Source organism: Kitasatospora sp. NPDC049258 (assembly GCF_040678895.1).
GTDB lineage: Bacteria > Actinomycetota > Actinomycetes > Streptomycetales > Streptomycetaceae > Kitasatospora.
This window is the reverse complement of the sequence record NZ_JBFAQT010000001.1, coordinates 183,228-208,019: the sequence shown is the minus strand read 5'-3', so window position 1 is coordinate 208,019 and position 24,792 is coordinate 183,228. Positions and strand designations below refer to the sequence as shown.

The 24,792-nt window shown below is 75.9% G+C and carries 18 protein-coding genes; 5 read left to right on the top strand and 13 right to left on the bottom strand.

Translation table 11 applies throughout. The features are described 5' to 3' along the window. Positions 1-11: 11 nt before the first annotated feature. The 5 genes from AB0K43_RS00985 to AB0K43_RS00965 all read right to left on the bottom strand — a co-directional run bounded on the left by AB0K43_RS00985 (position 12) and on the right by AB0K43_RS00965 (position 8,597). Positions 12-2,150 (bottom strand): MMPL family transporter, encoded by a 2,139-nt coding sequence (locus AB0K43_RS00985; RefSeq protein WP_363634431.1) that lies wholly within the window; start codon positions 2,148-2,150, stop codon positions 12-14. Positions 2,151-2,248: 98 nt separating this feature from the next. Then, positions 2,249-3,169 (bottom strand): hypothetical protein, encoded by a 921-nt coding sequence (locus AB0K43_RS00980; RefSeq protein WP_363634430.1) that lies wholly within the window; start codon positions 3,167-3,169, stop codon positions 2,249-2,251. Between the two features lie 85 nt (positions 3,170-3,254). Further along, positions 3,255-6,701: an AAA family ATPase gene (locus tag AB0K43_RS00975; RefSeq protein ID WP_363634429.1), complete on the bottom strand. Its 3,447-nt coding sequence runs from the start codon at positions 6,699-6,701 to the stop codon at positions 3,255-3,257. A 103-nt stretch (positions 6,702-6,804) separates the two neighbouring features. Next, the gene (locus AB0K43_RS00970) at positions 6,805-7,836 is read right to left on the bottom strand and encodes an LLM class flavin-dependent oxidoreductase (RefSeq protein ID WP_363634428.1); all 1,032 of its coding nucleotides are present in this window, start codon (positions 7,834-7,836) and stop codon (positions 6,805-6,807) included. Positions 7,837-8,117: 281 nt separating this feature from the next. Beyond that, on the bottom strand, positions 8,118-8,597 hold the full coding sequence (locus AB0K43_RS00965; protein ID WP_363634427.1) for a group III truncated hemoglobin: 480 nt from the start codon (positions 8,595-8,597) through the stop codon (positions 8,118-8,120). Positions 8,598-8,723: 126 nt separating this feature from the next. On the opposite strand from AB0K43_RS00965, the gene AB0K43_RS00960 reads away from it, so the two are divergent. Continuing rightward, positions 8,724-9,719, top strand: coding sequence for an aldo/keto reductase (locus tag AB0K43_RS00960; protein ID WP_363634426.1), 996 nt, complete (start codon positions 8,724-8,726; stop codon positions 9,717-9,719). A gap of 46 nt (positions 9,720-9,765) precedes the next feature. On the opposite strand, the gene AB0K43_RS00955 is transcribed toward AB0K43_RS00960, so the two are convergent. The 5 genes from AB0K43_RS00955 to AB0K43_RS00935 all read right to left on the bottom strand — a co-directional run bounded on the left by AB0K43_RS00955 (position 9,766) and on the right by AB0K43_RS00935 (position 14,758). Continuing rightward, positions 9,766-10,398, bottom strand: coding sequence for a winged helix-turn-helix domain-containing protein (locus AB0K43_RS00955; RefSeq protein WP_363634425.1), 633 nt, complete (start codon positions 10,396-10,398; stop codon positions 9,766-9,768). A gap of 264 nt (positions 10,399-10,662) precedes the next feature. Further along, positions 10,663-11,283, bottom strand: coding sequence for an ATP/GTP-binding protein (locus AB0K43_RS00950; RefSeq protein WP_363634424.1), 621 nt, complete (start codon positions 11,281-11,283; stop codon positions 10,663-10,665). After that, complete coding sequence (locus AB0K43_RS00945) at positions 11,264-11,701, bottom strand: DUF742 domain-containing protein (protein ID WP_363634423.1); 438 nt, start codon at positions 11,699-11,701, stop codon at positions 11,264-11,266. Before AB0K43_RS00945 ends, AB0K43_RS00950 begins: the two co-directional genes overlap by 20 nt. A 7-nt stretch (positions 11,702-11,708) precedes the next feature. Then, on the bottom strand, positions 11,709-12,128 hold the full coding sequence (locus AB0K43_RS00940) for a roadblock/LC7 domain-containing protein (protein ID WP_363634422.1): 420 nt from the start codon (positions 12,126-12,128) through the stop codon (positions 11,709-11,711). Next, positions 12,125-14,758: a nitrate- and nitrite sensing domain-containing protein gene (locus tag AB0K43_RS00935; protein WP_363634421.1), complete on the bottom strand. Its 2,634-nt coding sequence runs from the start codon at positions 14,756-14,758 to the stop codon at positions 12,125-12,127. The genes AB0K43_RS00940 and AB0K43_RS00935 overlap by 4 nt, the downstream gene beginning before the upstream one ends. 384 nt (positions 14,759-15,142) lie before the next feature. Here AB0K43_RS00935 and AB0K43_RS00930 point away from each other — a divergent pair, with 384 nt between their 5' ends. Together AB0K43_RS00930 and AB0K43_RS00925 are read left to right on the top strand one after the other, a co-directional pair. Further along, a complete protein-coding gene (locus tag AB0K43_RS00930; RefSeq protein WP_363634420.1) occupies positions 15,143-16,966 on the top strand; it encodes an AMP-binding protein in 1,824 nt (607 codons plus the stop codon). A gap of 122 nt (positions 16,967-17,088) precedes the next feature. Next, positions 17,089-18,204, top strand: coding sequence for a polysaccharide deacetylase family protein (locus AB0K43_RS00925; RefSeq protein WP_363634419.1), 1,116 nt, complete (start codon positions 17,089-17,091; stop codon positions 18,202-18,204). A 54-nt stretch (positions 18,205-18,258) separates the two neighbouring features. On the opposite strand, the gene AB0K43_RS00920 is transcribed toward AB0K43_RS00925, so the two are convergent. From AB0K43_RS00920 to AB0K43_RS00910, 3 genes are all read right to left on the bottom strand, one after another. Further along, the gene (locus tag AB0K43_RS00920) at positions 18,259-19,062 is read right to left on the bottom strand and encodes an SGNH/GDSL hydrolase family protein (RefSeq protein WP_363634418.1); all 804 of its coding nucleotides are present in this window, start codon (positions 19,060-19,062) and stop codon (positions 18,259-18,261) included. Between the two features lie 174 nt (positions 19,063-19,236). Further along, positions 19,237-19,605, bottom strand: a complete 369-nt coding sequence (locus AB0K43_RS00915; protein ID WP_363634417.1) for a glyoxalase — start codon at positions 19,603-19,605, stop codon at positions 19,237-19,239. Between the two features lie 57 nt (positions 19,606-19,662). After that, positions 19,663-20,262 carry a hypothetical protein gene (locus tag AB0K43_RS00910; RefSeq protein WP_363634416.1) on the bottom strand — a complete coding sequence of 200 codons (600 nt, stop codon included), beginning with the start codon at positions 20,260-20,262 and terminating at the stop codon, positions 19,663-19,665. Between the two features lie 327 nt (positions 20,263-20,589). Between AB0K43_RS00910 and AB0K43_RS00905 the strand changes: the two genes are divergently transcribed. Continuing rightward, positions 20,590-21,759: an exonuclease SbcCD subunit D gene (locus AB0K43_RS00905; RefSeq protein ID WP_363634415.1), complete on the top strand. Its 1,170-nt coding sequence runs from the start codon at positions 20,590-20,592 to the stop codon at positions 21,757-21,759. Then, positions 21,756-24,791: an SMC family ATPase gene (locus AB0K43_RS00900; RefSeq protein WP_363634414.1), complete on the top strand. Its 3,036-nt coding sequence runs from the start codon at positions 21,756-21,758 to the stop codon at positions 24,789-24,791. Before AB0K43_RS00905 ends, AB0K43_RS00900 begins: the two co-directional genes overlap by 4 nt. The last annotated feature ends 1 nt before the right edge of the window (position 24,792 follow it).

The following is a 24,792-nucleotide window of genomic DNA, read 5'->3' as shown; positions in this document are numbered from 1 at the left end:
ATCCGGCCCGGTCAGGCCGGCACGCGCTCCGGTTCGACGACCAGGGCGACCGGGTCGCCCCCGTGCTCGATCCGCAGCTCCGGCAGCAGGCGGTCCAGCCAGGCCGGCAGCCACCAGTTGAGGCGGCCGAGCAGCGTCATGGTGGCGGGCACCAGCACCAGGCGGACCACGGTGGCGTCGATCAGCACGGCCACCGCCATCCCCACGCCCATCATCTTGACCGTGATGTCGGGGTCGATCGCGAACCCGGTGAACACCGCCACCATGATCGCGGCCGCACTGCTGATCACCCGCCCGGTCGCCGACAGGCCGCGCAGCACGCTGCCCCTGGCGTCGCCGGTGGCCAGCCACTCCTCGCGGACCCGGGCCAGCAGGAAGACCTCGTAGTCCATCGAGAGGCCGAAGAGCACGGTGAACATCAGGATCGGGACCCAGCTGGAGACCGGCACCGAGTGCGGCAGGCCGAGCAGCCCGGCACCGGTGTCGGACTGGAAGACCGCCGTCATCACGCCGTACGCGGCGGCCACCGAGAGCAGGTTCATCGCCGCGGCCTTCACCGCGATCACCGGGGCCCGGAAGAGCACCGTGAGCAGGATCAGCGAGAGCGCGACCACGAACGGGACGACCACCCAGAGCCGGTCGGAGAGACGCTTCGAGATGTCGGCGAAGGACGCGACCACGCCCGTCACCTCGGCGCCCGCGGGCAGCAGCCGCTCGCGCATCCGGTCCAGCAACTGCGCGGTGCGCTCGTCCTGCGGCCCGGTCCTCGGCTGCACCGAGACCACGGCGGCGTCGGCCGCCTGGTTCAGCAGCGGAGGGGCGACCGCGGCGACACCCGGGTCGGCGCCCAACCGGTCCACGATGCCCGGCAGTTCGGTCGCCGGCAGCTTCCGCAGGTCGACCGCGACCAGCAACGGACCGTTGGCGCCCGGCCCGTAGGCCTCGGCGACCAGGTCGTACGCCTTGCGGGTGGTGTTCCCGGTGGCCTGGCTGCCGGCGTCCTGCGGCCAGGTGCGCATCCCGAGCATCGGGGCGGCCAGGGCCAGCAGCACCACCAGCGAGACGAGCGCGGCGGCGGCCGGGCGGCGGCCGATCAGCTGCGCCCAGCGCTCGGTCCTGGTCGGGCCGGCGGGCCGGGCCGACGGGCCGGGCCCGCGGCGCTCGGCGCGGCGCAGCAGCCGCGGACCGGCGAGCGAGCACAGTGCGGGCACCAGGGTCAGCGAGGCCAGCATCACCGCCCCGACCACCAGGAAGGTCGCGTAGCCGAAGGAGGAGTAGGTGGGCAGGCCCGCCAGCTTGAGGCCGAAGAGCGAGACCAGCACGGTGGAGCCGGCCACCACCACCGAGGAGCCCGCCGTGGCGGTGGCCTCGGCCGCGGCCTGCTGCCGGGTCAGCCCCTTGCGCAGGCCCTCGACGTGCCGGCTCACCAGCAGCAGCGCGTAGTCGATGCCGACGCCGAGGCCCACCATGCTGGCCACGGTGGGGGCGGTCGGGCTGATGTCGGTGACCGCGGCGAGCAGCGTGGTCAGCGCGGTGCCGGCGCCGAGCCCGGCCAGCGCGACCACCAGCGGCAGGCCGGCCGAGACCAGGGAGCCCAGCGAGAGCACCAGGATCAGCAGGGCGGCCACGATGCCGATGATCTCGGCGGTGCCGTCGGGGGCGGTGAAGTTCTCCGGCAGCTGGCCGCCGAACTCCACCTGGAGGCCGGAGTCCTGGGCCGGGCGGGCCGCCTCGCGCAGCGCGTCCAGGCCCTCGGAGCCCTTGAACGAGGTCACCGGTATCAGGTAGTTGACGGCGATCAGGGCGGTGTCGCCCTGGGCCGAGAAGACCGGCGGGGCCACCGGGCCGGCGCCGCGGACGCCGCCGATCCGGGTGCGCAGCTCGTCCAGCACCGGGGTCGGGACGCGCTGCCCGTGCCGGTCGTGGACGACCACCCGGGCGCTGGCGCCGGACATCTCCGGGAAGCGCTCGCGGAGCAGGTCGAGGCCGGCGGTGGAGCGGGTGCCGGGCACCCGGTAGTCGTCGCGCGGGGTGCCGCCGAAGCCGGCGGCGAGCCCGAACAGGGCGGCCAGCAGCAGCACCCAGCCGAGCACGGTGTGCCAGGGTCTGGCGGCTGCGGCGCCGCCGAGACGGCCGAGGAGGGAGGACATGACGGGCCTTTCGGCTGATCCGGTGCGGTAGTCCGGATCAGCATGGCCGGTCAGGCTTGGAACCGACTTGGCAGCCGCTTGCCACCCACCGGCCGGGCTCAGCCGACCAGCCGGCGCCGCCGGTCCCGCGGGGTGACGGTGACGGCCCGCGCGGGGTCGCCGTCCCACCGGGTCGGGAGTCCGACCGCGGCGAGGGCCGCCACGACCTCGCGCCCGATCGCCGCCGTGGTCCCGGCCGCGCCGTCGAAGCCGCCGTACAGCAGGTCAAGCCCGTGCCCGGCGGCGGCCGAGTCGGTGCATCGGGTGGGGAAGTAGACGAAGCCGCGGGCGTCCGGCGCGCCCGCCGTGCCGATCTCCGACTCGCCGCAGGTACGGCAGCAGGTGAAGTTCTCCCGGGCCGTGACGCCCACCGCCTCCAGCGCCGCGAACGCCCGGGTGAGCCGCTCCGCGTCGGTCTCGCCCTCCCAGCCGGCCTGCTCCTCGACGCGTTCCAGCCAGATCCGGTCGGCCAGCTGCCGCGCCTGCTCGGGCGACAGCGGCCGGCGGTCGGCGCGGACCAGGTACTCCTCGGCCGTCGCGGCCAGCTCCGCCCGGGTGGTGCAACCGCCGACCAGCAGTTCGCGGAGGCGCTCCACCAGCAGCCGGTGCTCGTCCTCGGCCGGCTCCGGCGCGGGGGCGGGCCCGGGCACCGGCCCCAGGTCCAGCCGCGACCACGCGTGGCCGGCCGACCATCGCGCCTCCTGGCGCGCCCACCCGGTCATCGCGGCGACCACCGGGCCGGGCCCGTCGAGCTCCACCTGGAAGTGCCGGTCGACCGCGCCGTCGCGGTGCTCCAGCGTGTAGCCGCCCCCGTCGGCGTGCCACACCTGGAGGAAGACGTCGGGCAGGTCGGGGATCCGCTGGACCACCAGGAACCGGTCGCCCTCGCCCCCGATCCGGCGCACCAGGGCGCCGAGCTGCTCCTCGGTCACCCGCAGGTGCCGCTGGTCGTTCTCCGTCTCCACCGAAATGTCGAGCATGCGGCCACCCTGGCACAGGCCCCCGACAGCCCCGCTCCCCGCCGACCCCCGACCGCCAACACCGACCGCCGACCACCGACCGGGGCTACGGCGCGAGCTCCGCCAGGGCCGTGCGGGCCTCGGCCTCCCAGTGCGGGGACTCCCAGCGCCGGGCCACCTCGGCGGCGTGCCGGAAGTGGGCCGCGGCCTCGGCGGTGCGGCCCAGGTGGCGGGCCAGCTCGCCGCGGGCCAGCGCGACCGGGCGCAGCGCGATCGAGGTACTGGCCGCGCCGGCCACCAGGTCGTCCACCTCGCCGAGTTCCACGAGCAGTTCGGCCGCCTCGGCACGCTCGTCCAGCGCGATCACCGTCATCGCCCGCAGGACCAGGAAGAACGAGCGGTAGTAGTCCAGCGCGATCGGCCGGCCCGGGGTGCGGGCGGCCCTGGCCTCCGCCGGGCGGCCGCCCTCGGCCAGGGCGAGCGCCAGCACGTCGTCCACCAGCGGCCCGTACACCGCGGCGGCCTGCCGGACCAGCGGCAGCTCCTCGTGCAACCGGCCGGCCTGGATCGCCAGGGTGAGCCGGTAGACCGCCTCGAAGCCGTCACTGTGCAGCGAACGCCGGGCCCGCAGGCCGTCCACCGCCCGGGCGTAGAGGGCCTCGGCCTCGGCCGGGCGGCCCGCGGCCAGCGCCATCATGCCCTGCTGGCAGAGCCCGACGTCGACCAGCTCGGGCAGGCCGTACGTCTCGGCGAGCCGCAGCCCCTCCTCGATGTGGCCGCGCAGCGCCGGCAGGTCACCCCGGACGGCGGCCGCGGTGGCCCGCAGGTGCTCGGCGTGCCACCGGTACGCTGGGAGGTCGAACTCCAGTGCCAGAGCGGCGAGTTCCTCGGCGATCTCGGTCCGCAGGCCGAGCGCGTGCTCGAAGTCGTGGACCCGGGCCTGGGCCGCCAGAGCGCGGGCGAGCAGCCGCGGGTCGCCCACCTCGCGGGCGATCCGGACCGCCTCCGCGCCGGCCTCCCGGCCGCCCTGGCTGCCGGTGCAGTCGAGTTCGTAGGTCAGCGCGTCCAGCAGCCGGCAGCGGGTGACCGGGGGCAGGTCGGTGCGGCGCAGCAGCGCGGTGAGCGCCTCGATCGCGGCCTGGTCGACCGTGCCGTACGGGTGCGCCACCCAGGGCGTCGGCTCGGTCCAGGCGGTCCAGGCCTCGATCAGCAGGTCCTCCCGGCCGCTCTCCCGGGCCAGGGCGAGGGCGGCGGCCCGGGTGTCCAGGGCCGCCGCGATGCTGCCGGCCCGGACCTGGGCCCGCAGCAGGGCGCCGAGCAGGGCGATCCGGCGGGCCGGGCGGTCGTCCTCGCCCTCGGGCGCCAGGCCGAGCGCGTCCAGGGCTTGCCGGAGCAGGGCGGCGCAGCTCTCGTGGGCGTAGCGCCGCTCCGCGGCCTCGGCGGCCCGCACGCAGTGGTCGACGGCGAGTTCGGCGGTGGCGCCGGAGGCGGCCCGGGAGTAGTGGTGGGCCAGCGCGGTCAGCTGGTCGGGGTGCCGGGCCCGGAGCGCCTCGGCGATCCGGCCGTGCAGGCGGGTGCGGCGCAGCGAGCTGAGGTCGGCGTAGAGGGTGTCCCGGACCAGGGCGTGGATGAACCGGACGGCGCCGGGACGGGGTTCGGTGAGCAGGCCGCCGAGCACGGCCGCTTCCAGGGCGTCCAGCAGCCGCTCCTCGCCCTGCCCGGAGGCGGCGATCAGCAGGTCCACCTCGGCCTCGCGGCCGACCACGGCGGCCAGTCGCAGGGTCTCCACGGCGGCCCTGGGCAGCCGGGAGAAGCGCCGGCGCAGCACGTCCCGGACGCCCTGCGGCACCTCCTGGACGGCCACCAACGCGCCTTCGCCGGCCAGCAGTTGGGCGCTCTCCAGCAGGTAGAACGGGTTGCCGCCGGTGCGTTCGGCGAGCGCCCGGACGGTGGGCGCGTCGACGGCAGTCTCGCAGACCGACTCGATCAGGCGGCCGGCCTCCTCCTCGGCGAGCCCGGCCAGCGGCAGCCGGTACGGCGAGCGGCGGGCCAACACGGCCAGGGTGTCGGTGAGTTCGCCCTCGCCGGGGCGGTGCGCGACGACCAGCAGCAGGCCCGGCAGCCCGGCCCCGGCCAGCGCGGCCAGCAGCGCCCGGGTCTCCTGGTCGGCCTCGTGCAGGTCGTCCAGGATCAGCGCGACCGGCCGCTCGGCGGTGACCTGCCGAAGCCAGTCCTCGACGGCCCGGTGCAGCCGGAACCGTCCGACCAGCGGGTCGGCGGCGGCCGGGTCGGCGGGGGCCGGGGCAGCCACGGCCGGCCGGCCCGGCTCGCCGCCGAGCAGGGGGGCCAGCCGGGCGGCGGTGCCGGGCGGCAGGTGGGCCTGCCCGGAGAGCTCGCGCAGCGCCTCGGTCCAGGCCCAGGCGGGCGGGGCGCCCTCGGTCTCCGGGCAGCGCCCGGCGGCCACCAGCCAGTCGGTGCGCCGAAGTTCGGTGCGCAGCCGGCCGAGCAGGGTGGACTTGCCGGCTCCCGCCTCGCCGGTGACCAGCACCACCGCCCGGCCGCCGGCACGGACCTCCGCGGCGGCCCGACGCAGGGTGTCCAGCTCCTCGACCCGGCCGACGAAGAGCGGATCGGGCGGGTCGTCCCCGGCGCGACCGCCGGTGGGCCCGGCCGGCGCGGGGGCGGGCGGCGCCGGGGTCGGCAGGTCGGGCCGCTGCTGGAGGATCGCGGTCTCCAGCTCGGCCAGCGCGGGGTGCGGGTCGAGGCCGAGCTCCGCGGTGAGCAGCGCGCGGGCGCGGCGCAGCGACTCCAGCGCCTCCGCCTGGCGCCCCGCGCCCCAGAGCGCGAGTGCCAGCAGCCGCGGGCCCTGCTCGCGCAGCGGATACTCCTCGACCAGCTCCCGGGCGCGCGGGACCGCCTCCGCCGGGCGGCCTTCGGCGAGCAGCGCCTCCACCTCCAACTCGGCTGCCGAGGTGATGAGTTCGTCGATCCTGGTGATCTCGGCCAGCGCCCACGACTGGTCCGCGAACTCGGCCAGCACCGGCCCTTGCCGCAGCGCGAGGGCCGCCTGGACGGTCGCGGAGAGCGGCTCCCGCCAGTGCTCGGTCACCCGCTGGGCGGGCGGCAGCAGCCGGCGGGCCTCGCGCACCCGGCTCTCCAGGTCCCAGGCGTCCACCGCGCTGGCGGCGGCTTCCAGCGCGTACCCGGGGGCGCGGCTGACCAGCAGCCGGGCGGGCTCGCGCGGGCCGCGGCCCGGCTCCAACAGGCGGCGCAGGTTGGACACGTACGCCTGGAGCGAGGCGGCCGCCTTGGCGGGCGGGCGGCCGCTCCACAGGTCCTCGATCAACCGGTCCACCGGGACGACCCGGCCGCGGGCCACCAGCAGCCGGGCCAGCACGGCGCGCTGGCGGGGGCCGCCGAGCGCGGCGGGGCGGCCGCCGACCGAGGCGGCCAGCGGTCCGAGCAGGGAGATCCGGACCGGGTCCTGGCCCGATGCCGCGCCCGGTCCGCCCGCTCCGTGCACGGACGCCGAGGCGTCGCCGCCGTACCGCACCAGCCCTCCTCGCGCCCGCCCGTTCCGGGTCGTGACGAGCCTATGCGATCCGGCGGCCGGGCTCCCACCAAGGCATCGGCGGCGGCCCCCGGGCCGTGGGCGGTCAGCCGCGGGGCGCCGGCAACGCGCGGCGGATCACCGGCGCGACCTCGGCGGCGAACAGTTCCAGCTGCTCCTGCTGGGCGTCCTCGGTGAGGGCGTCCACCCCGATGCCGACCACCTCGTTGCCGAAGGCCTCGTGGTAGCGGTGGATCTTCTCGATCACCTGCTGCGGGCTGCCCACCAGCGCCGAGCCGCGCTCCAGCGCGTCCTCCAGCGAGGTGAACGGCGAGTTGTTGTGCCGGCCGGCCGCCGAGCCGAACATGGCGTCCCAGTACGGCCGGAACCCGGCCACCGCGTCCTGCGAGCGCCTGGCCAGGAACAGCCCGCCGAAGCTGGTGCCGACCCTCGCCTCGCGCGGGTCGCGGCCGTAGTGCTCCCAGCGCTCCCGGTAGTGGTCCACCAGGGCCGCGTACTTCTCCAGCGGGTGGAAGCTGTTGGCGGAGAACAGCGGGTCGCCGAAGCGGGCGGCCAGATCGGTGGAGTGCTCGCTGGTGGCGCTGCCGTGCCAGACCGGGATCGGGTCCTGCAGCGGGCGCGGGTAGGTGGTCACCCCGTCCAGCGGCGGCCGGGTGGTGCCCTGCCAGCTGACCTTCTCCTCCCGCCAGAGCCGGTGCAGCAGCTCGTAGTTCTCGGCCAGGTGCTCCCACTGGTGCGCCTCGTCCAGGCCGAACAGGCCGAAGTGGCGCGGGTCGTTGCCCTTGCCGATGATCAGCTCCAGCCGGCCGCCGGAGAGCTGGTCGAGCATCGCGTAGTCCTCGGCGACCCGGACCGGGTCCAGGATCGACAGCACCGTCACGGTGGTGAACAGCCTGATCCGGTCGGTCCGGGCCGCGATGGCGGTCAGCAGGACCGGCGGGGCCGGGCAGACGAAGGGCTCGCCGTGCCGCTCACCCACCCCGAAGCCGTCGTAGCCGAGTTGCTCGGCCAGCACGGCCTGGTCGACCACGTTGGCCAGCTTCGCCCGGGTGGTGAGCTGCCGGCCGGTGACGGGGTCGGGGCCGTTGGAGACGAGGGACGAGACGGTGAACCGCATGGCGGTCTCCTTGTCGGGCGGGGCGGTCGGCCGCGCCCGTGCGGGAGCTCACGGCCCTGGTACGGCCACGCTCGCGGGGGGCGGCACCGGGGAGTGGTCAGCGCGGCCGGGCGATCCGGGCCGGCGTCAGCGCGCGGTGCGGCGAGGGCGGCAACAGCTGCGGCGGGCAGGGCACGTGCGCATCGACTGCTCCCCCTCCGGCCGGTCCCGCTGATCCACCGCGAGCCTATGCGGCAACCCGTGCCCGGACAAGGCCCACTTCGGGTCGGCCGGGCCGGTCGTCAGAGCCGGCTGGTGGGCGCCCCGGGGGCGAACGGCGAAGGCGCGGGCGAGCTCCGCAGCAGCACGGCCGACAGCGGTACGAAGCCGCCCGGGCCGCCGTCCGCCGCGGCGGCCGTGGTGCGGCGGAGCATGGCCAGGGCGATCCGCTCGCCCTGTGCCTTGGCCCGCTCCGCGACCGGCCCTTGGTGCAGGCCGTCCACGCTCGCCCGCCAGAGCTGGACCCAGCGCCCGAAGTGCTCGGCGGTCAGCGGCCGTTCGCGGTGCAGCCCGGCGTGCGGGGCGAAGGCGTTGCGGCGGTAGGAGGCCGTGCGCAGCAGGGCGCTCTCCCAGAAGTCGGTGATGTGCGGGAGGTGCGCCTCCAGGTCGAGCCGGGCGATCTCGGTGAAGTACGGGCCGATCAACGGGTCGGCGAAGGCCGCCCGGTAGAAACGGCGCAGCAGCCGGTCCAGGTCGCCGCGGTCGGCGATGTCGGCGCGCATCGGCTGCTCCTCGGCGGCAGGGCGCGCGGGGGCGGCGCGCCGGTGCGGCCAGCCTACGTCGCGCGCCCGACCGGCACGAGGGCCGTTGGTCCCGGCCCGCGCCCGCTGCCTGGCAGGATGCACCCCATGAGCTATCTCGCCGCCGACGAGCGCTACCGCTCGATGACCTACCGCCGCGCCGGACGCAGCGGGGTGCAGCTGCCCGCCGTCTCGCTCGGCCTCTGGCACAACTTCGGTGACACCCAGCCGCTGGAGGTGCAGCGCGCGGTGCTGCGCCGCGCCTTCGACCGCGGCGTCACCCACTTCGACCTGGCCAACAACTACGGTCCCCCGTACGGCAGCGCCGAGGCGAACTTCGGCACGCTCTTCGCCCAGGACTTCCGCCCATACCGGGACGAGCTGTTCATCGCCACCAAGGCCGGCTGGGACATGTGGCCGGGTCCGTACGGCGACGGCGGCTCGCGCAAGTACCTGCTGGCCAGCCTGGACCAGTCACTGGGCCGGATGGGCCTGGACCACGTGGACGTGTTCTACTCGCACCGGTACGACCCGGACACGCCGCTGGAAGAGACCATGGGGGCGCTGGACACCGCGGTGAGATCGGGTCGCGCGCTCTACGCCGCGATCTCCAACTACCCGGCGGAGCAGCACCGCGAGGCGGTGGCGGTGCTGCGCGAGCTGGGCACGCCGGTGCTGCTCAACCAGGCCAACTACTCGATCCTGAACCGGGCGCCCGAGGACGAGGGCCTGCTGACCGCGATCGGTGACACCCGGACCGGCCTGATCGCCTACTCCCCGCTCGCCCAGGGCCTGCTGACGGACCGCTACCTCAGCGGCGAGGTGCCGGCCGGCTCCCGGATGTCGGTCGGCCACTTCCTCAAGGAGCAGGCGCTGACCGGCGCCAAGCTGCGGCAGCTGCGCTCGCTCGCCAAGCTGGCCGAGCAGCGCGGGCAGAGCCTGGCCCAGCTGGCGCTGTCCTGGGTGCTGCGCGACCCCCGGGTGGTCTCGGTGATCGTCGGCGCCAGCAGTGTCGCCCAACTCGACCAGAACATCGACGCGTTGAACGGCGCGCCGCTGACCGAGGAGGAGCTGGCGGAGATCGATCTGCTCAGCCGGGCCTGAGGCAGCTCGGGGCGGGCCCCGGCCGGGCCCGCCCCGAGCGGGTTGCTCAGACCACCGGGGAGTACTTGTAGCCGACCCGGCGGACCGTGACGATGGCGTCCCGGTAGGGCGCCCCGAGCTTGCGCCGCAGCCGCGCCACGTGCACGTCGACCGTCCGGCCGTCACCGACGTGGCCGTAGCCCCAGACGGCGGAGACCAGGTGGTCGCGGGTGTGCACCCGGTGCGGGTGCTGGGTGAGGTGGGCCAGCAGCTCGAACTCCAGGTAGGTGAGGTCGAGCAACTCGCCGTCCACGTAGGCGTTGCGGCGGTCCGGGTCGACGCTGATGCCGTGGTCGGAGGGGACCGCCGGCCGCGGCGCGGGGGCCGCGGGCGCGGGCTGCTCGGGCTCGCCCGGGACCAGCACCAGGTAGCCGACCAGCGGGTGACCGGGCAGGGCGCCCAACTGGGCGCCGTACTGGGCGAGCAGGCCCTGCGGCAGCGCGGACTGCGGCAGGGCCGCCACCAGCGCCCCCTCGGGCAGGCCGGTCAGGCCCAGCGGGACGGGCGCCGGCTGCGGCGCCGCGGGTCGTGGCGGGTGGACGGGGTCGCGCCGGCGTTCGACGCCGGACGGGACGGAGCGGACCGCGCGCAGGTGCGGGGTCGCGGAGGGGATGGACAGGACGGCCGTGGAAGAAGACATGGTGCCGCTCTTTCGCGCGTGACGACTGGGGTGGAAGCGTCTGCGCGTCGAACCGGGCCGGGCCGGGCTGACGGAAGGTCAGGCCGCGGAGTGCCGGGACGCGCGAGGCGAACCCGGACACGTCTGGTCGAAGAGATGCGGCTGTCGGGACGGCCAGAACGGCTCAAGGTCGAAACGACCCTCAGCGCTGCCCTCGACAAGATTCATGCGCCTATTCAACCAGACGAACCCGCTGCTGTGCCCCGCCGGGGGCGATCCGGCCGCTCACGCACGGGCCACCCGCTCGGCCCGGGCCCGGTCGGCGGCGTGCTCGACCAGCCGGATCAGCAGTTCCTTGCCGTCCTCGCGGCTGCGCGCGTCGCAGAGCAGCACCGGTACCTCCGGGTCGAGGTCGAGCGCGGTCCGCACGTCCTCGGGCGCGTAGGTCTCGGTGCCCTCGAAGCAGTTGACCGCGACCACGAAGGGGATCCGGCGCCGCTCGAAGAAGTCCACCGAGGGGAAGCAGTCGGCCAGCCGGCGGGTGTCGGCCAGCACCAGCGCGCCCAGCGCGCCGCGGGCCAGCTCGTCCCAGACGAACCAGAACCGGTCCTGGCCCGGGGTGCCGAAGAGGTACAGGGCCAGCCCGGGCCGCAGGTCGATCCGGCCGAAGTCCATCGCGACGGTGGTGGTGCGCTTGGCCTCCACCCCCTCGGTGTCGTCCACCGGGCGGCCCAGCTCGCTGAGCTGCTCCTCGGTGCGCAGCGGCCGGATCTCGCTGACCGCGCCGACCAGGGTGGTCTTGCCCACCCCGAAGCCGCCGGCCACCAGGATCTTCAGGGCGGTACTCCCCCACGGGCCTTGGCGGGTGGGAGCGGGGGCGGTCGGCTCAGAGTGCACGGAGGCCATTGATCACGTCTCGCAGCAGGCGCTCGTCCGGAAGCAGGGCGAGCTGGACGGGTCGGGTGACGGTGACGAGCTCGGCGTCGTTCAGGTCGCCGAGCAGCACCCGGACGACGCTGACCGGCAGGTCGGTGTAGGAGCCCAGCTCGGCCACGCTCAGCGGCTCGTCGCGGCAGAGCTCCAGGATGGCGTGGTGCTCCGGGGCCAGCGGGTGGTCGGCGACGGCCTGTTCGGCCCCGCTCACCGCGGTGACCAGGGAGATCAGGTCGAACAGGCCGTCGTCGGCGGGCCTGGCCCGCCCACCGGTCATCGAGAACAGCCGCACCACCGGGCCCGCGTCGTCGTCGAACCAGCGGTCGTCCACGGGGGTACGGGGGGCGAACAGGTCGAGCGCGGGCTCGGTGGCGGCGTCCTCGGTGCTCATCGGTCCCTCATCTCGCCGGCGGCGCGGTCTCGGTACGCGGCTCGGCGGAGAGGTGCTCGCCGACCCGCTTCACCAGCAGGGCCATCTCGTAGGCGATCTGGCCGACGTCGGACTCGGCGTCCGCCAGCACGGCCAGGCAGCTGCCGTCGCCGGCGGCGGTGATGAACAGGAAGGCCTCGTCCAGCTCGACCATGGTCTGGCGGACCCCGCCGACCTGGAAGTGCCGGCCGGCCCCCTTGGCCAGGCTGTGGAAGCCCGCCGCCACGGCGGCCAGGTGCTCGGCGTCCTCGCGGCCGAGGCCGCCCGAGACTCCGGTGGCCAGGCCGTCGCTGGAGAGGATCACGGCATGCCTGAGGGTCGCCACCCGGCCCACCAGTTCGTCCAGGAGCCAGTCGAGGTCTCCGGACGGCTGTGCTGTCGCGGTCATGATTCGGTTCCTTCCGCCGGTGCGGATTGTGCGGGTGTTGCGGGCTGTGCAGAAGTCGTGGGCGCGGCCGGGCCGGCCGGCGGCGGTACCGGCCGGGTGGGGGCCGCCGGGAGGGCGTACGGCACGGGGGCGGAGGGCAGGGCGATCCGGAGCCTGGGCGGGCCGGGCCTGCGCTCGGTCGGCTCCAGCGGCGGACGCACGGGCGGCCGCCCGCCCGGCTCCGGCTGCTCCCGGACGACGGTGAGCGAGGCCGGCTGGAGCCGGTCGCCCCGGCCGCGCTGGAAGCCGCGCTGGAAGGAGGCGAAGGTGGCCCGGGCCTCCTCGGGGGAGCGCTCGCGGGTCGGCTCGGCCGACTCGCCGGCCGCCGGGTCCTTCAGCTGGGGCGCCAGGTTGGCCTGCCGGACCCGTCGCGGCAGCAGGCCGCCGGCCACCGGCGGGGCCGCGTGGGCGGGGCTGGTGGGCACCGGGCGGGCCTCCACCGGGCTGTCGGCGCGCCGGTGCCGTCCGGTGGCGCCGTCCGCCGACACCAGCGCCGGGCCGCCGCGCCGGCGCGGCAGGCCGCCGGGGGTGGCGGCGGGCTCGGCGGCCGAGGGCCGCGGGCCGCCGGCCGGGCGCGGCCCGGAACGGACCGGCTCGTCGGCGCCGAGCGGCGCGGCGGCGGGCCGCCCGTGCCCGCCGTCACCGGCCGGGGCGGGCGCCTTGGCCGGCGCGCCGAACTGGTCGCCGCTCACCTCGGTCGCGTCGGCCAGCAGTTCGCGCGGGATCAGCACCACGGCCGAGGTGCCGCCGTACGGCGAGGGCCGCAGGTGCACCCGGATGCCGTGCCGCCGGGCCAGCCGGCTGACCACGAACAGGCCCAGCCGGTCGGTGTCCGCGAGGTCGAACTCCTGCTCCACCGCGAGCCGCTCGTTGATGTCCAGGAGCGCGTGCTCGCTGAGGCCGAGGCCGCGGTCGTCGATCTCCAGGCAGAACCCGTGCGCGACCACCTCGCCCTGCACCGTGACCTGGGTGTGCGGCGGGGAGAAGACCGCGGCGTTCTCCACCAGCTCGGCCACCAGGTGGGTGACGTCGGCCACCGCGCTGCCCAGCAGGCCGGTGCCCGGGAACGGCCGGACGATCACCCGGGCGTAGTCCTCCACCTCGCCGACGGCGGCGCGCACCACGTCCACCATCCGCACCGGCTTGCGCCAGGCCCGGCCGGGCGATCCGCCGGAGAGGATGATCAGGCCCTCGGAGTGGCGCCGCATCCGGGTGGTCAGGTGGTCCAGCCGGAACAGGTCCTCCAGCTCGGCCGGGTCCTCGGTGCGCCGCTCCATGGTGTCCAGCAGGGTCAGCTGGCGGTGCAGCAGCACCTGGCTGCGCCGGGCCAGGTTGACGAAGACCGCGGACACCCCGCGCCGGAGCTCGGCCTGCTCGACCGCGGCCTCCACGGCCACCCGCTGCACCTCGTTGAAGGCCCGGCCGACCTGGCCGATCTCGGCCTCGCCGAAGTTGAGCTGGGGCACCTCGGCGGTCGTGTCCACGGCCTCGCCGCGGCGCAGCCGGAGCATCACCGAGGGCAGCCGGCTGCCGGAGAGCTCCAGCGCGGCGTTGCGCAGCGAGACCAGCTCGCGGGCGAGCTTGCGGCCGATCCGGAACGAGATGAGGATCGAGAGCACCACCGCGGCCAGGCCGACGGCGCCCGCGATGCCGCCGCGGACCAGCGAGTTGATGGCGTAGGACCGGGCCCGGTCGGTGTTGGCGGCGTCCAGCCGGGTGTTCAGGGCGGAGAGGTCGGCGAGCACCCGGTCGGCCGTGTCGTGCCAGGGGTCGTCGGTGTTGCCCTTGACCTCGTTGACCCGGTTGTCGGCCTCCTCGAAGGCGCGCTCGGAGCGGGTCAGCGCGTACCAGTCGGCACCGCTCTGCAGGGCCTGGTAGTCGTCCTGGTCCTGCGGGTCGAGCTCGGGCAGGTAGATCCGGAACAGCGCCTGCTGGCTGTGCATGTTGTCCAGCGCCGCCTGCACCTTGCGGTCGTCCGGGGTCTTGGTGAGCTGCAGCGCCTGCATGGCGGCCGCCTCCCGGGAAAGGTACTCCCGGGCCCGGGCCAGCTCGATCAGGATGGTGCCCTGGCGGGAGAGCTCGCCGGTCTGGGTGGAGCCGAAGGCGGCGCGGAAGGTGAAGACCGGCTGGATCAGGTCGCCGTAGTCCGTGATGACGGTCTCCCAGCTGTCCTTCGCCTGGTCCGCCCGGCTGCGGATGCCGACCAGCTGCTCGGCCAGCCGTAGTACCTCGCGGAACTTGCGCCGCTGCTCGCTGTCGAGCTTGCCGGCGTCGGCGCTGGTCGACTGGTAGCGCAGCAGCTGCAGGTCGCGGTCGGTGACGGCCTGGGCCTGCTGGTAGGACTCCTCGGCGGCCTTGGACCCGTGGTCGGCCACCCGCATCACGGCGGCCCAGCGCTCGGCCTGCAGATCGCGGGCGTACTGGTCGGAGGGGCTGCCGAAGGCCTTGTAGGTGGCGCTGACGTCGAGCTGGCCCCAGACGTCCCAGGTGGTGATCAGCGTTGCGTACACCCACAGTCCGGTGAGCGCCACGATGGGCACCATGAGCAGCGCGATGATCCTCGCGCGGATCGAGCTGCTGCGCAGACGCATGGGTTCCTCGGGAGGGGCGGGCCAGGCGCGGACAGGGTGCGGGCGGGGCGGCCGGAGGCGCCCTGCGGGGCAGGCAGGACCGGTCCGCCGTCGTGGCCGGGCCGTTGGATCTGCGTGAGCTTACTACTCCCTGACCACCTGTTCGAAGGGTGAATTCCCATTGCCGACGAGGCTGCCCGGATCATCCTTCTTTGCGACCGATGCGGCATCTGTCCGGCTGTGCGTCGGCGCGCTCCGAGGTTGGCACGTGCCGATCCCGATCAGGTGGGCGGCAACTCTGGGCAGCGATCCGGCGATCCGGTAACTTCGCAGCAGTCCGACCCCCCTGACCGCCCTCGGCCGGCTCCGGGGCGGCCGGCCTCGGAGCGTCGGATCGGGGGCAGCGTGCGCGAGTTCAGCAGCCCGGCCCTGGCCGGAGCGGCCACCGGTGGTCTCGCCGACACCGTGTACGACGCCGCCGAGCGCACCCCGGGGCTGGTCCAGCTCTCCCGGCGGGTGCAGGGCGACGAGTGGCAGCAGGTGACTGCGCTGGGCTTCCGCGACGAGGTGCTGGCCCTGGCCAAGGGGCTGCTCACCCGCGGGGTCCGGTACGGCGACCGGGTCGCGGTGATGTCCACCACCCGGTACGAGTGGACCCTCTTCGACTATGCGCTGTGGTCGATCGGCGCGATCCCGGTGCCGGTCTACCCGACCGCCGCCGCCGAGCAGGTCCGCTGGATCCTGGCCGAGACCCAGGCGGTGGCCTGCGTGGTGGAGGACGAGGACCACGCGATGACCATCGGCGCGATCTGCGACGCGCTGCCCGACCTCACCGGCATCTGGCAGCTGGACCGCGGCTGCGTGGCCGCGCTGGTCGAGGACGGCCGCAGCGTGCCGGACGCCCTGGTGCACCGCCAGCGGCTCGCGGTCGGCCCGGACAGCCTGGCCACCGTCATCTACACCTCGGGCACCACCGGTCGCCCCAAGGGCTGCCTGCTCACCCACGGCAACTTCGCCGCCGAGGCGGACACCCTGCTGGCCGGCTGGGAGGAGGTGTTCGGGGACGGCGGCGGGGCCGCGCCCGCGGTGCTGCTCTTCCTGCCGCTGGCCCATGTCTACGGGCGGGTGGTGCAGGTGGCGGCGGTCCGCGGCGGGATCCGGATCGGCCACCACGGGCGGCTCACCACCGACTCGCTGCTGCCGGCGCTGGCCTCGTTCCGGCCGAGCTTCCTGCACGCGGTGCCGTACATCTTCGAGAAGATCCACCAGCGGGCCCGGGAGGCCGCCGAGAGCGACGGCCGGCTGGAGGTCTTCGACCAGGCCGCCGCGGTGGCGGTGGAGTGGGCCGCCGCCCGGGAGCAGCGCAGCCTGGGCCGCGGGCCCGGGCCCAGCGCCCGGCTGCGGGTGCGCCACCACGCGTACGACCGGCTGGTGTACCAGCGCCTGCGGGCGGTGTTCGGCGGCCGGGTGCGCGCCGCGATGTGCGGCGGCTCCAGCCTCAGCCGCGAGCTCGGCCTCTTCTTCGCGGGCGCCGGGATCACCGTGTACGAGGGGTACGGGCTGACCGAGAGCACCGCCGCGGTGACCGTCAACCCGCCGGGGAAGGCGAAGTTCGGCACCGTCGGCCCGCCGATCCCGGGCACCTCGGTGGCGATCGGCGAGGACGGCGAGGTCTGGGTGCGCGGCGCCACCGTCTTCGCCGGCTACCTCAACCACCCGCGCTGCACCGAGGAGGCCCTCTACGACGGGTGGCTGGGCACCGGCGACCTCGGCTCGCTGGACGAGGACGGCTACCTCACCATCACCGGGCGGAAGAAGGAGCTGATCGTCACCAGCAGCGGGAAGAACCTGGCCCCGTTCGCCCTGGAGGAGCGGGTGCGGGCGCACCCGCTGGTGGCCCAGTGCCTGGTGGTGGGCGACAACCGCCCGTACGTGGCCGCGCTGATCACCCTGGATCCGCAGGCGCTGGCGCACTGGCTGAAGACCCGCGGGCGGGAGCAACTGGACCCCTCGGCCGCGCTGGTGGACCCGGAGCTGCACGCGGAGGTGCAGCGTGCGGTGGCGGCGGCCAACACCGCCGTCTCCCGGGCCGAGTCGATCCGCGCCTTCCGGCTGCTGCCGCGGGAGTTCAGCCCCGAGGACGGCCTGCTGACCCCCTCGCTGAAGCTGCGCCGGCACGCCATCGTGCAGCGCTACGCCGACGACATCGAGGAACTCTACGCCGGGTGACGGCTCTTGACGGGGCGACTGGTCCGGTCCATTGTTCTGACTCGGTCCGGGTGCGGCCTGCCGACCCCACTCCCGCCCCTCCGGGAGCAACTATTCCTCCTCCCCCACACAGGAGTTGCTCCGTGTCCACAGCTCTGCGCCGGGCCGCGGCCTGCGCGGCGAGCGCCGCCCTGGCCGTCCTCGGGCTCACCGCCCCGGCCACCGGCGCCGACCAGGCACCCCCCGCCCTCCCCCTGGCCACCAATCCCGGCTTCGAGATCTCCACCCTGCCGCTCGGGGACTGGGGTTCGATCCCCGGCTGGACCTGCGGCAGCACCGAGGCCGGCACCACCGGCGAGGCGCACAGCGGGAGTTCGGCCCTGACCGTGACCCCGGCGAGCGCCGACTCCACCGGCGAGTGCTTCCAGACCGTGTCCGTGCGCCCCGGCGCCCACTACTCGCTGTCCGCCTGGGTGCGCGGCTCCTACGTCTTCCTCGGCGCCACCGGCACCGGCCATGACGTCGCCCCCGCCTGGACGCCCGGCACCGGCGACGACTGGCAGCGGCTCACCACCGCCTTCACCACCGGCGCCGACACCACCAGCGTCCGGCTCTACCTGCACGGCTGGTACGGCCAGGGGGCGTTCGCGGCGGACGACGTCGAACTCACCGGCGCCGCCCCGGCCCCGGCCCGGGCCACCTGGAACGTGCCGACCACCGACCGGCTCGTCTTCCTCACCATCGACGACGGCTGGCAGCCGACCCCCGAGGCGGCCGCCCTGATCGCCGACCGCCGACTGCCCGTCACGGCCTTCCCGCTGCCGATGGCCGCCGCCAACCAGCCGGCGTACTTCCGGCAGGTCACGGCGGTGCCGGGCTCCTCGATCCAGGACCACAGCGTCTCGCACCGCGACCTGACCACCCTGTCGGCCGCCGAGCAGCAGGCGGAGATCTGCTCCGCCCGGGACGCCCAGGTGCGGCAGTTCGGCACCGCGCCGACGATCTTCCGCCCGCCGTACCTGACCTGGAACGCGGACACCCTGCAGGCCGCCGCCGACTGCGGGATCCGGTACGTGCTCACCGCCACGGCCGACTTCAGCTGGGGCCGGTCCAACGTCTACCACGGCGGCCCGCTGCAACCCGGTGACGTGGTACTGCTGCACTTCACCGACACCCTGGCCGCCGACCTGCAGCGCGCCCTGGACGCGGCGGACGCGGCCGGGCTGCGCCCCGCCGGGCTGGTGGACCACCTGCGCTGAGCGCACCCGGGCGGGGGCGGCCGGGGCCCGGCCACCCCCGCCCGGCCCGCGAGGTCAGGCCCCGGCGGTGAAGGCCGGCAGGTAGCCGCCGGACTGGCCGGCCGCCTTGGGGTGGTAGCTCTCGTCGACCGGGAGGGTGGTGCTGTTCAGCCACACCGTCCCGCTGGCGCAGATCTCGTGCCCGGTGAAGAGGCCTCTGACGTCCTGGAAGGTGAAGCCGGCGTTGGCGGCACGCTTGGCGATCACCTCGTCGAGCGTGTCGGCGGCGCCGTTGATCGCGGCCCGCTTGGTGTCACCGATCCCGAAGATGCAGCTGCCGCCGATCTTGTAGAGGTGCGGGTAGCCGAGCACCACCACGTGCGCGTTGGGCGCCTTGCTGTGGATCGCCGTGTAGACCTGGTCCAGCTTGCCGGGCAGCGTGGTGGTGGCGTAGCTCTTGGCCGCGGCGACCGCGCTCAGGCAGGCGCTCTCGCTGTTCAGCACGCAGGTCTGCATGGTGTCCGCGAACCCGGCGTCGTTGCCGCCGATGGTGATGCTGACCAGCGTGGTGGCCGAATCCAGCACCGAGAGCTGGTTGTTCAGCACGTCGCCGGTGCGGGCGCCGGAGCAGGCCACGAAGGAGAAGGCGGACGGCGCGTGGGCGTTCTTCCACAGGTACGGGTATGCGTTGGTGCTCCGCTTGCAGCTGCCGCTGTCGCTCAGGTAGCTGCCGGCCCCGACCCCGGCCGAGTAGGAGTCACCGAGCGCGGCGTACCGGCCCGCCGCCGCACCGGCGTCGGTGGCGGCGACCAGGGTGGCGATCGAGAGCAGCACCGCCGCCAGGCTTGCGGGCAGGGCACGGCTACGGACATGGCGCATGAGCACCTCCGGGAGAGTGATGTGGGTCACATTCTGGATACCAGCCAGTAGCCCACCCGGATAGTGGTCATGCCAAAGTTGCCGCGCGGTGGCGGATGAATTTTCCCGGGGAACACCTGGGAGCAAGCGAGTTGACGCCCCGCAGGCCTGACGGCCCCTCGGTGCGGTGCGGCCTCAGCCGAGGACGAGCTCCAGCTCGAAGCCCTGGGCGTCGATCAGGTGCACCGCCTCACCGGTGTCCACCCTGGTCCGCCAGCCGGCCGCCAGCGCGGCCTCGACCGCCGCCCGCGAACCGTGCAGCGCCAGGTGGTTGAGGCCCGCGCGCAGCCGCTGGTGCCCGCCCGGGAGCAGCGCCGGCGACTGCTCCAGCACCAGGTACGCCGACCCGAGCCGCCAGCTGCGGCCGTGCTCCCAGTGCTGGAACGGCTCGCAGCCGAGCGCCAGCAGCACCGGGCCCCACTGCGCCTCGGCCGCGGCCAGGTCGTCCACCCAGAGCTCGACGTGGTGGAAGAGGCCGCGGTGGCCGGCGGGGGTGGTGGTCATGGCGGGTCGCTCTCGGCCGGGGCGGGCGGGTCGGATGCGGCTCCCGGTGCCGGGTGCTCAGTCGTGGAAACGGCAGCCGGCCGGCGGCAGTTCCTCGATCGCCTCGTTCGCCACCGCCGGTACACCCAGCCGGGCGACCGCGCAGGCCACCGCCGCCCGCGCCTGCCGCAGGCCCGGCGCGCCCCAGCCGAGCAGCTCGACCGCCAGCCCCGGAGCCACCAGCAGCCGGCGGTAGTGCCGGCCGGAGGCCGGGTCGGGCGCGGTCGGGCCGACCCGGCGCAGCGCGGCCGCCATCCGCACCCGCGCGCACTCGTGGCCGCCGTTGGCCGAGCCGACCCGGTCGTAGAGGTAACCCAGGTAATAGGGGAGACCGATCTCCGCCTGCGCCTCCTCGGCCGACTCGCGGGCCAGCGCCGCCCCCGGGTCGCCGCGGTCCTCCGCCTCCAGCGAGCCGCCGGGCAGGCTGACGATGCCGTCCTTCGGGTTGACCAGGGTGAGCACCCGACCGTCCGGGGCGAACAGCCACCCCCAGGACTGCTTCACCGGCAGCCCGCCGGGCACCGCCTCGCCCGGCCGCCAGGGCCAGCCCGCGCTGGGGCGGCGCCGCACGCGCCCGAGCAGGTCGGAGATCTCCGCGCTGTACTCGATGCGGCCCATGCGGTCTCCCTTCGGCTCGGGTCGCGGGCCGGGTGGCCTGCGGTCGGCGGGCCGCGACCGGCGCCGGGCCACGGAGCGGGCTCGGTGGGGCCGCCGCGCACTCCGTCTGTTGATCTTCCCCGAACAGACGGACGATGAACAGTCCTGACCGCCGCCCGGGGAACATACCGAGCGTCACCCCACCCGCGGCCGTCGGCCGCCCGCCGCGGCCGTCGGCCGGGGCTGTCGGTGGTTCCTGTGATACTCGATGCTGGTCGGCCGGGCCCTGCCGACCGCGGGTGAGACGGAGGGAGCCGACGTGGCGAGCATGCGGGTGGAGGCACCCTCGTGAGGCTGCTGCACACCTCGGACTGGCACCTCGGCCGCTCCTTCCACCGCGAGAGCCTGCACGAGGCCCAGCGGATCTTCCTCGACCACCTGGTCGAGGTGGTGCGCACCGAGCGCATCGACGCCGTGCTGGTGGCCGGCGACGTCTACGACCGCGCGCTGCCCGGCCTGGACGCGGTGGCGCTCTTCGACGACGTGCTGTTCCGGCTGGCCGCGCTCGGCGTGCCGACGGTCTTCATCAGCGGGAACCACGACTCGGCCCGCCGGCTCGGCGTCGGCTCCCGGCTGATCGACCGGGCCGGCATCCACCTGCGGACGGACCCCGACGGCTGCGCCGTCCCGGTGCTGCTGGCCGACGAGCACGGCCCGGTCGCGGTGTACGGGCTGCCCTACCTGGAGCCCGCGCTGGTCCGGGAGCGCTTCGGCCTGGACCGCGGCGGCCACGACCGGGTGCTGGGGGCCGCGATGGACGCCGTCCGCGCGGACCTGGCCACCCGCCCGGCCGGCACCAGGGCGGTGGTCCTGGCCCACGCCTTCGTCACCGGCGGCGCGCCCAGCGACAGCGAGCGGGACATCACGGTCGGCGGTGCGGCGAGCGTGCCGGCCGCGGTCTTCGACGGCGTCCACTACGTCGCGCTCGGCCACCTGCACGGCTGCCAGACCCTCGCCCCCCACCTGCGCTACAGCGGCTCCCCGCTCGCGTACTCCTTCTCCGAGGAGCACCACCGCAAGTCGATGTGGCTGGTCGACCTGGCGGCCGACGGCACGGTGGCCGCCGAGCGGGTCGACTGCCCGGTGCCCCGGCCGCTGGCCCGGCTCCGCGGCACCCTCGCCGAGCTGCTGGCCGCGCCCGGGCTCGGCCGGCACGAGCAGTCCTGGGTGCAGGCCACGCTGACCGACCCGGTCCGCCCGGCGCAACCGATGGAGGAGCTGCGCCGCCGCTTCCCGCACACCCTCCAGCTGCTCTTCGAGCCCGAGGGCGGCGGCGGGGACGGCGCGGCCTCGTACGCCGCCCGGGTCAGCGGCCGCAGCGACCTGGAGGTGGCCGAGGGCTTCGTCCGGCACGTCCGCCCGGGCCGGCCGGTCGACCCGGTCGAGCACGCCTGGCTGATCGAGGGGCTGGAGACCGTCCGGCGGGCCACCGAGCGCGCCCAGGAGGAGGCCCGATGAGGCTGCACCGGCTGACCGTCACGGCCTTCGGCCCGTTCGCCGGCACCGAGCAGGTCGACTTCGACCGGCTCGCCGACACCGGCCTGTTCCTGCTGCGCGGGGCGACCGGAGCCGGCAAGAGCAGCGTGCTGGACGCGGTCTGCTTCGCGCTGTTCGGCGAGGTGCCCGGTGCCCGCAAGGGCAACCCGCTGCGCAGCGACCACGCCGCCCCCGACCTGCTCACCGAGGTCCGGCTGGAGCTGACCCTCGGCGGGCGCCGGCTGGAGGTGACCCGCAGCCCCGAGCAGCGCCGCCCCAAGCGCCGCGGCACCGGCTGGACGGTGGAGAAGGCCGCCACCCTGCTGCGCGAGGCGGTCGCCGACCCGGCCGGCGGCCCGGCCGTCTGGCGGGCGCTCAGCAAGTCCCACCAGGAGGCCGGCGAGGAGATCCGGCAGCTGGTCGGGATGAGCCGCGACCAGTTCTGCCAGGTCGTCCTGCTGCCGCAGGGCGACTTCGCCCGCTTCCTGCGCGCCGACTCCCGGCAGCGCGCCGAGCTGCTCGGCCGGCTCTTCGACACCCGCCGCTTCGAGCTGCTGGAGCGCTGGCTGGCCGAGCAGCGCCAGCAGCAGGAGGCCGCCGTGCGCGGCGGCCGGCAGCAGCTGCGCGACCTGGCCGCCCGGGCCGAGGAGGCGGCCGGCCCGCTGGCCGAGCCCGCCGCGCAGTGGCTGCCCGCGGAGGACGGCCCGGCGGCCGGCTCCGCCGAGCTCACCGGCGCGGTGCTCGGCTGGGCGGCGATGCTCCGGGTCGGGGCGGCCGAGCAGCTCGCGGTGGCGGCGAGCGCGCTGGCCGGCGCCGAGCTGGCGCACGGCTCGGCACAGCGCCGGCGGCAGCACGCCGCCGGGCTGGCGGACCGGCAGCGCCGGCACCGGGAGGCCGCGCTCAGCACGGCCGCCCTGGCCGAGCAGGCCGCGGCGCTGGCGGGCGAGCACGACCGGCTGGCGGCCGCCCAGGCCGCGGTCGGGGTCGAATCCCTGCTGCGGCTGCGGGCGGGAGCGGCCGCGGCCGCGCTCGCCGCCGCCGACCAGGAGCGGTCCCGGCGGGCCGCGCTGGCCGCCGACTCCGCGCTCCGGGCGGCCCCGGCCGCCGAGCTGGCCGAGGCCGAGCACCGGCTGCGGGCCGAGCTCGGCCGGCTGGAGGCGGCCCGGGCCGACGAGCAGCGGCAGGCCCGGCTGACCGCGGACCGCGCCGAGCTGGCCCGCGAGCAGGCCGGGGCCGAGGAGCTGGCCGAGGAGGCCCAGGACTGGCTGGTCGACTACGCCGGTCGGCACAAGGACCTGGCGGAGGAGCAGGCCGCCGCCCGCGCGGCCGAAGCCCGGGTCGAGCAGCTGGACCTGCGCCGGGCCCAGCTGACCGACCGGCTCACCGCGGCCGGGCGGCGGGACGCGCTACGCGCCGAGATCACCGGGGCCGAGCGCTCGGTGCTGGACCTGCGCGGCCTGGCCCAGGAGGCCCGGGCCCGCACCCTGGACCTCCAGGAGCGCAGGCTGGCCGGCATGGCCGCCGAGCTGGCCGAGCAGCTGCGCCCCGGCGAGGCCTGCCGGGTCTGCGGCTCGGCCGAGCACCCGGCCCCGGCCCGCCCGGCCGGCACCCCGGTGACGGCGGCGGACGAGCGGCGGGCCCGGGAGGCGCAGCGGCAGGCCGAGGCCGAGCAGGGCACCGCGGAGGCCGCGCTGACCGCGCTGCGGGTGCAGGAGGCGGCCGCCGCCGGTTCGGCCGGCGGCCGGGACGCGGGCGAGCTGGCGGCCGAGCTGGCCGAGGTCGAGCAGGGCCGGGCCGTCGCGCTGCGGGCCGCCGACGGCCTGGGCCAGCTCGGTCAGCGGATCGAGCAGTTGGCCCAGGAGCAGCAGACCCGGCAGCGGCGGCTGCGGGAGGCCGGGGAGCGGACGGCCGCCCTGGCGGCCAGGATGCAGGCGCTCACCGCCGAGAGCGAGGAGCTGGCGACCAGGATCGCCGCCGCCCGGGGTGACGCCCCGTCGGTCGCCGCCCGGGCCGGTGCCCTCGCGGCGCAGGCGCAGGCGGTGGCCGCCGCGCAGACGGCCGCGCAGACGGCCGCCGGCGCGGCCGACCGGCTGGCCGAGGCCGAGCGGGAGCTGCACGCGGCTGCGCTGTCGGCCGGCTTCGAGCACGCCGGGGCCGCCGCGGCCGCCGTGCTGCCGGCCGCCGAGCGCGGCGCGCTGCGGGCCCGGCTGGAGCGGCTGCAGGCCGAGCTGGCCGCCGCCGAGGCCAGGCTCGCCGATCCCGAGCTGATCGCCGCGGCCGCCGAGCCGCCGGTCGACCAGGAGATGGCGCAGCAGGCGCTGGTCCGGGCCACCGAACGGCTGCGCCGGGCCGCCGCCGAGGAGAGCGCCGCCCAGGAGCGCTGCCTGGCCCTGGCCCGGCTCGGCGGCCGGCTCGCCGAGCTGGCCGCCGGCCTGGCGCCGGCCCTGGAGCGGTACGGCCGGATCAGCCGGCTGGCCGGTCTGGTGGCGGGCGCCCCGGCGGACAACGCGCTGCGGATGCGGCTGGAGTCGTACGTCCTGGCGGCCCGGCTGGAGCAGGTCGCCGCGGCGGCCAGCGACCGGCTGGTGAAGATGTCCGGCGGCCGCTACACGCTGGTCCACAGCGACGGCCTGGTCTCCGGGAACAAGCGCTCGGGGCTGTCGCTGCGGGTGGTCGACGCCTGGACGGGCAGCGAGCGGGACACCGCGACGCTCTCCGGCGGCGAGAGCTTCTTCGCCTCGCTGGCGCTCGCCCTCGGCCTGGCCGACGTGGTGACCGACGAGGCCGGCGGGATGCCGCTGGACACCCTCTTCATCGACGAGGGCTTCGGCAGCCTGGACGAGCACACCCTGGAGGAGGTGATGGACGTGCTGGACGGCCTGCGCGAGCGCGATCGCGCCGTCGGCATCGTCAGCCACGTCGCCGACCTGCGCAGCCGGATCCCGTCCCAGCTGCTGGTGCGCAAGCACCGGCACGGCTCCACCCTGCGGCTGGCCGGCCGCGAGGACGCCTGAG

Coding starts and splice junctions, on each gene's coding strand:
- AB0K43_RS00985 (WP_363634431.1), bottom strand. CDS start 2,150: ATGTCCTCCCTCCTCGGCCGTCTCGGCGGCGCCGCAGCCGCCAGACCC.
- AB0K43_RS00980 (WP_363634430.1), bottom strand. CDS start 3,169: ATGCTCGACATTTCGGTGGAGACGGAGAACGACCAGCGGCACCTGCGG.
- AB0K43_RS00970 (WP_363634428.1), bottom strand. CDS start 7,836: ATGCGGTTCACCGTCTCGTCCCTCGTCTCCAACGGCCCCGACCCCGTC.
- AB0K43_RS00965 (WP_363634427.1), bottom strand. CDS start 8,597: ATGCGCGCCGACATCGCCGACCGCGGCGACCTGGACCGGCTGCTGCGC.
- AB0K43_RS00960 (WP_363634426.1), top strand. CDS start 8,724: ATGAGCTATCTCGCCGCCGACGAGCGCTACCGCTCGATGACCTACCGC.
- AB0K43_RS00955 (WP_363634425.1), bottom strand. CDS start 10,398: ATGTCTTCTTCCACGGCCGTCCTGTCCATCCCCTCCGCGACCCCGCAC.
- AB0K43_RS00950 (WP_363634424.1), bottom strand. CDS start 11,283: ATGGCCTCCGTGCACTCTGAGCCGACCGCCCCCGCTCCCACCCGCCAA.
- AB0K43_RS00945 (WP_363634423.1), bottom strand. CDS start 11,701: ATGAGCACCGAGGACGCCGCCACCGAGCCCGCGCTCGACCTGTTCGCC.
- AB0K43_RS00940 (WP_363634422.1), bottom strand. CDS start 12,128: ATGACCGCGACAGCACAGCCGTCCGGAGACCTCGACTGGCTCCTGGAC.
- AB0K43_RS00935 (WP_363634421.1), bottom strand. CDS start 14,758: ATGCGTCTGCGCAGCAGCTCGATCCGCGCGAGGATCATCGCGCTGCTC.
- AB0K43_RS00920 (WP_363634418.1), bottom strand. CDS start 19,062: ATGCGCCATGTCCGTAGCCGTGCCCTGCCCGCAAGCCTGGCGGCGGTG.
- AB0K43_RS00915 (WP_363634417.1), bottom strand. CDS start 19,605: ATGACCACCACCCCCGCCGGCCACCGCGGCCTCTTCCACCACGTCGAG.
- AB0K43_RS00910 (WP_363634416.1), bottom strand. CDS start 20,262: ATGGGCCGCATCGAGTACAGCGCGGAGATCTCCGACCTGCTCGGGCGC.
- AB0K43_RS00900 (WP_363634414.1), top strand. CDS start 21,756: ATGAGGCTGCACCGGCTGACCGTCACGGCCTTCGGCCCGTTCGCCGGC.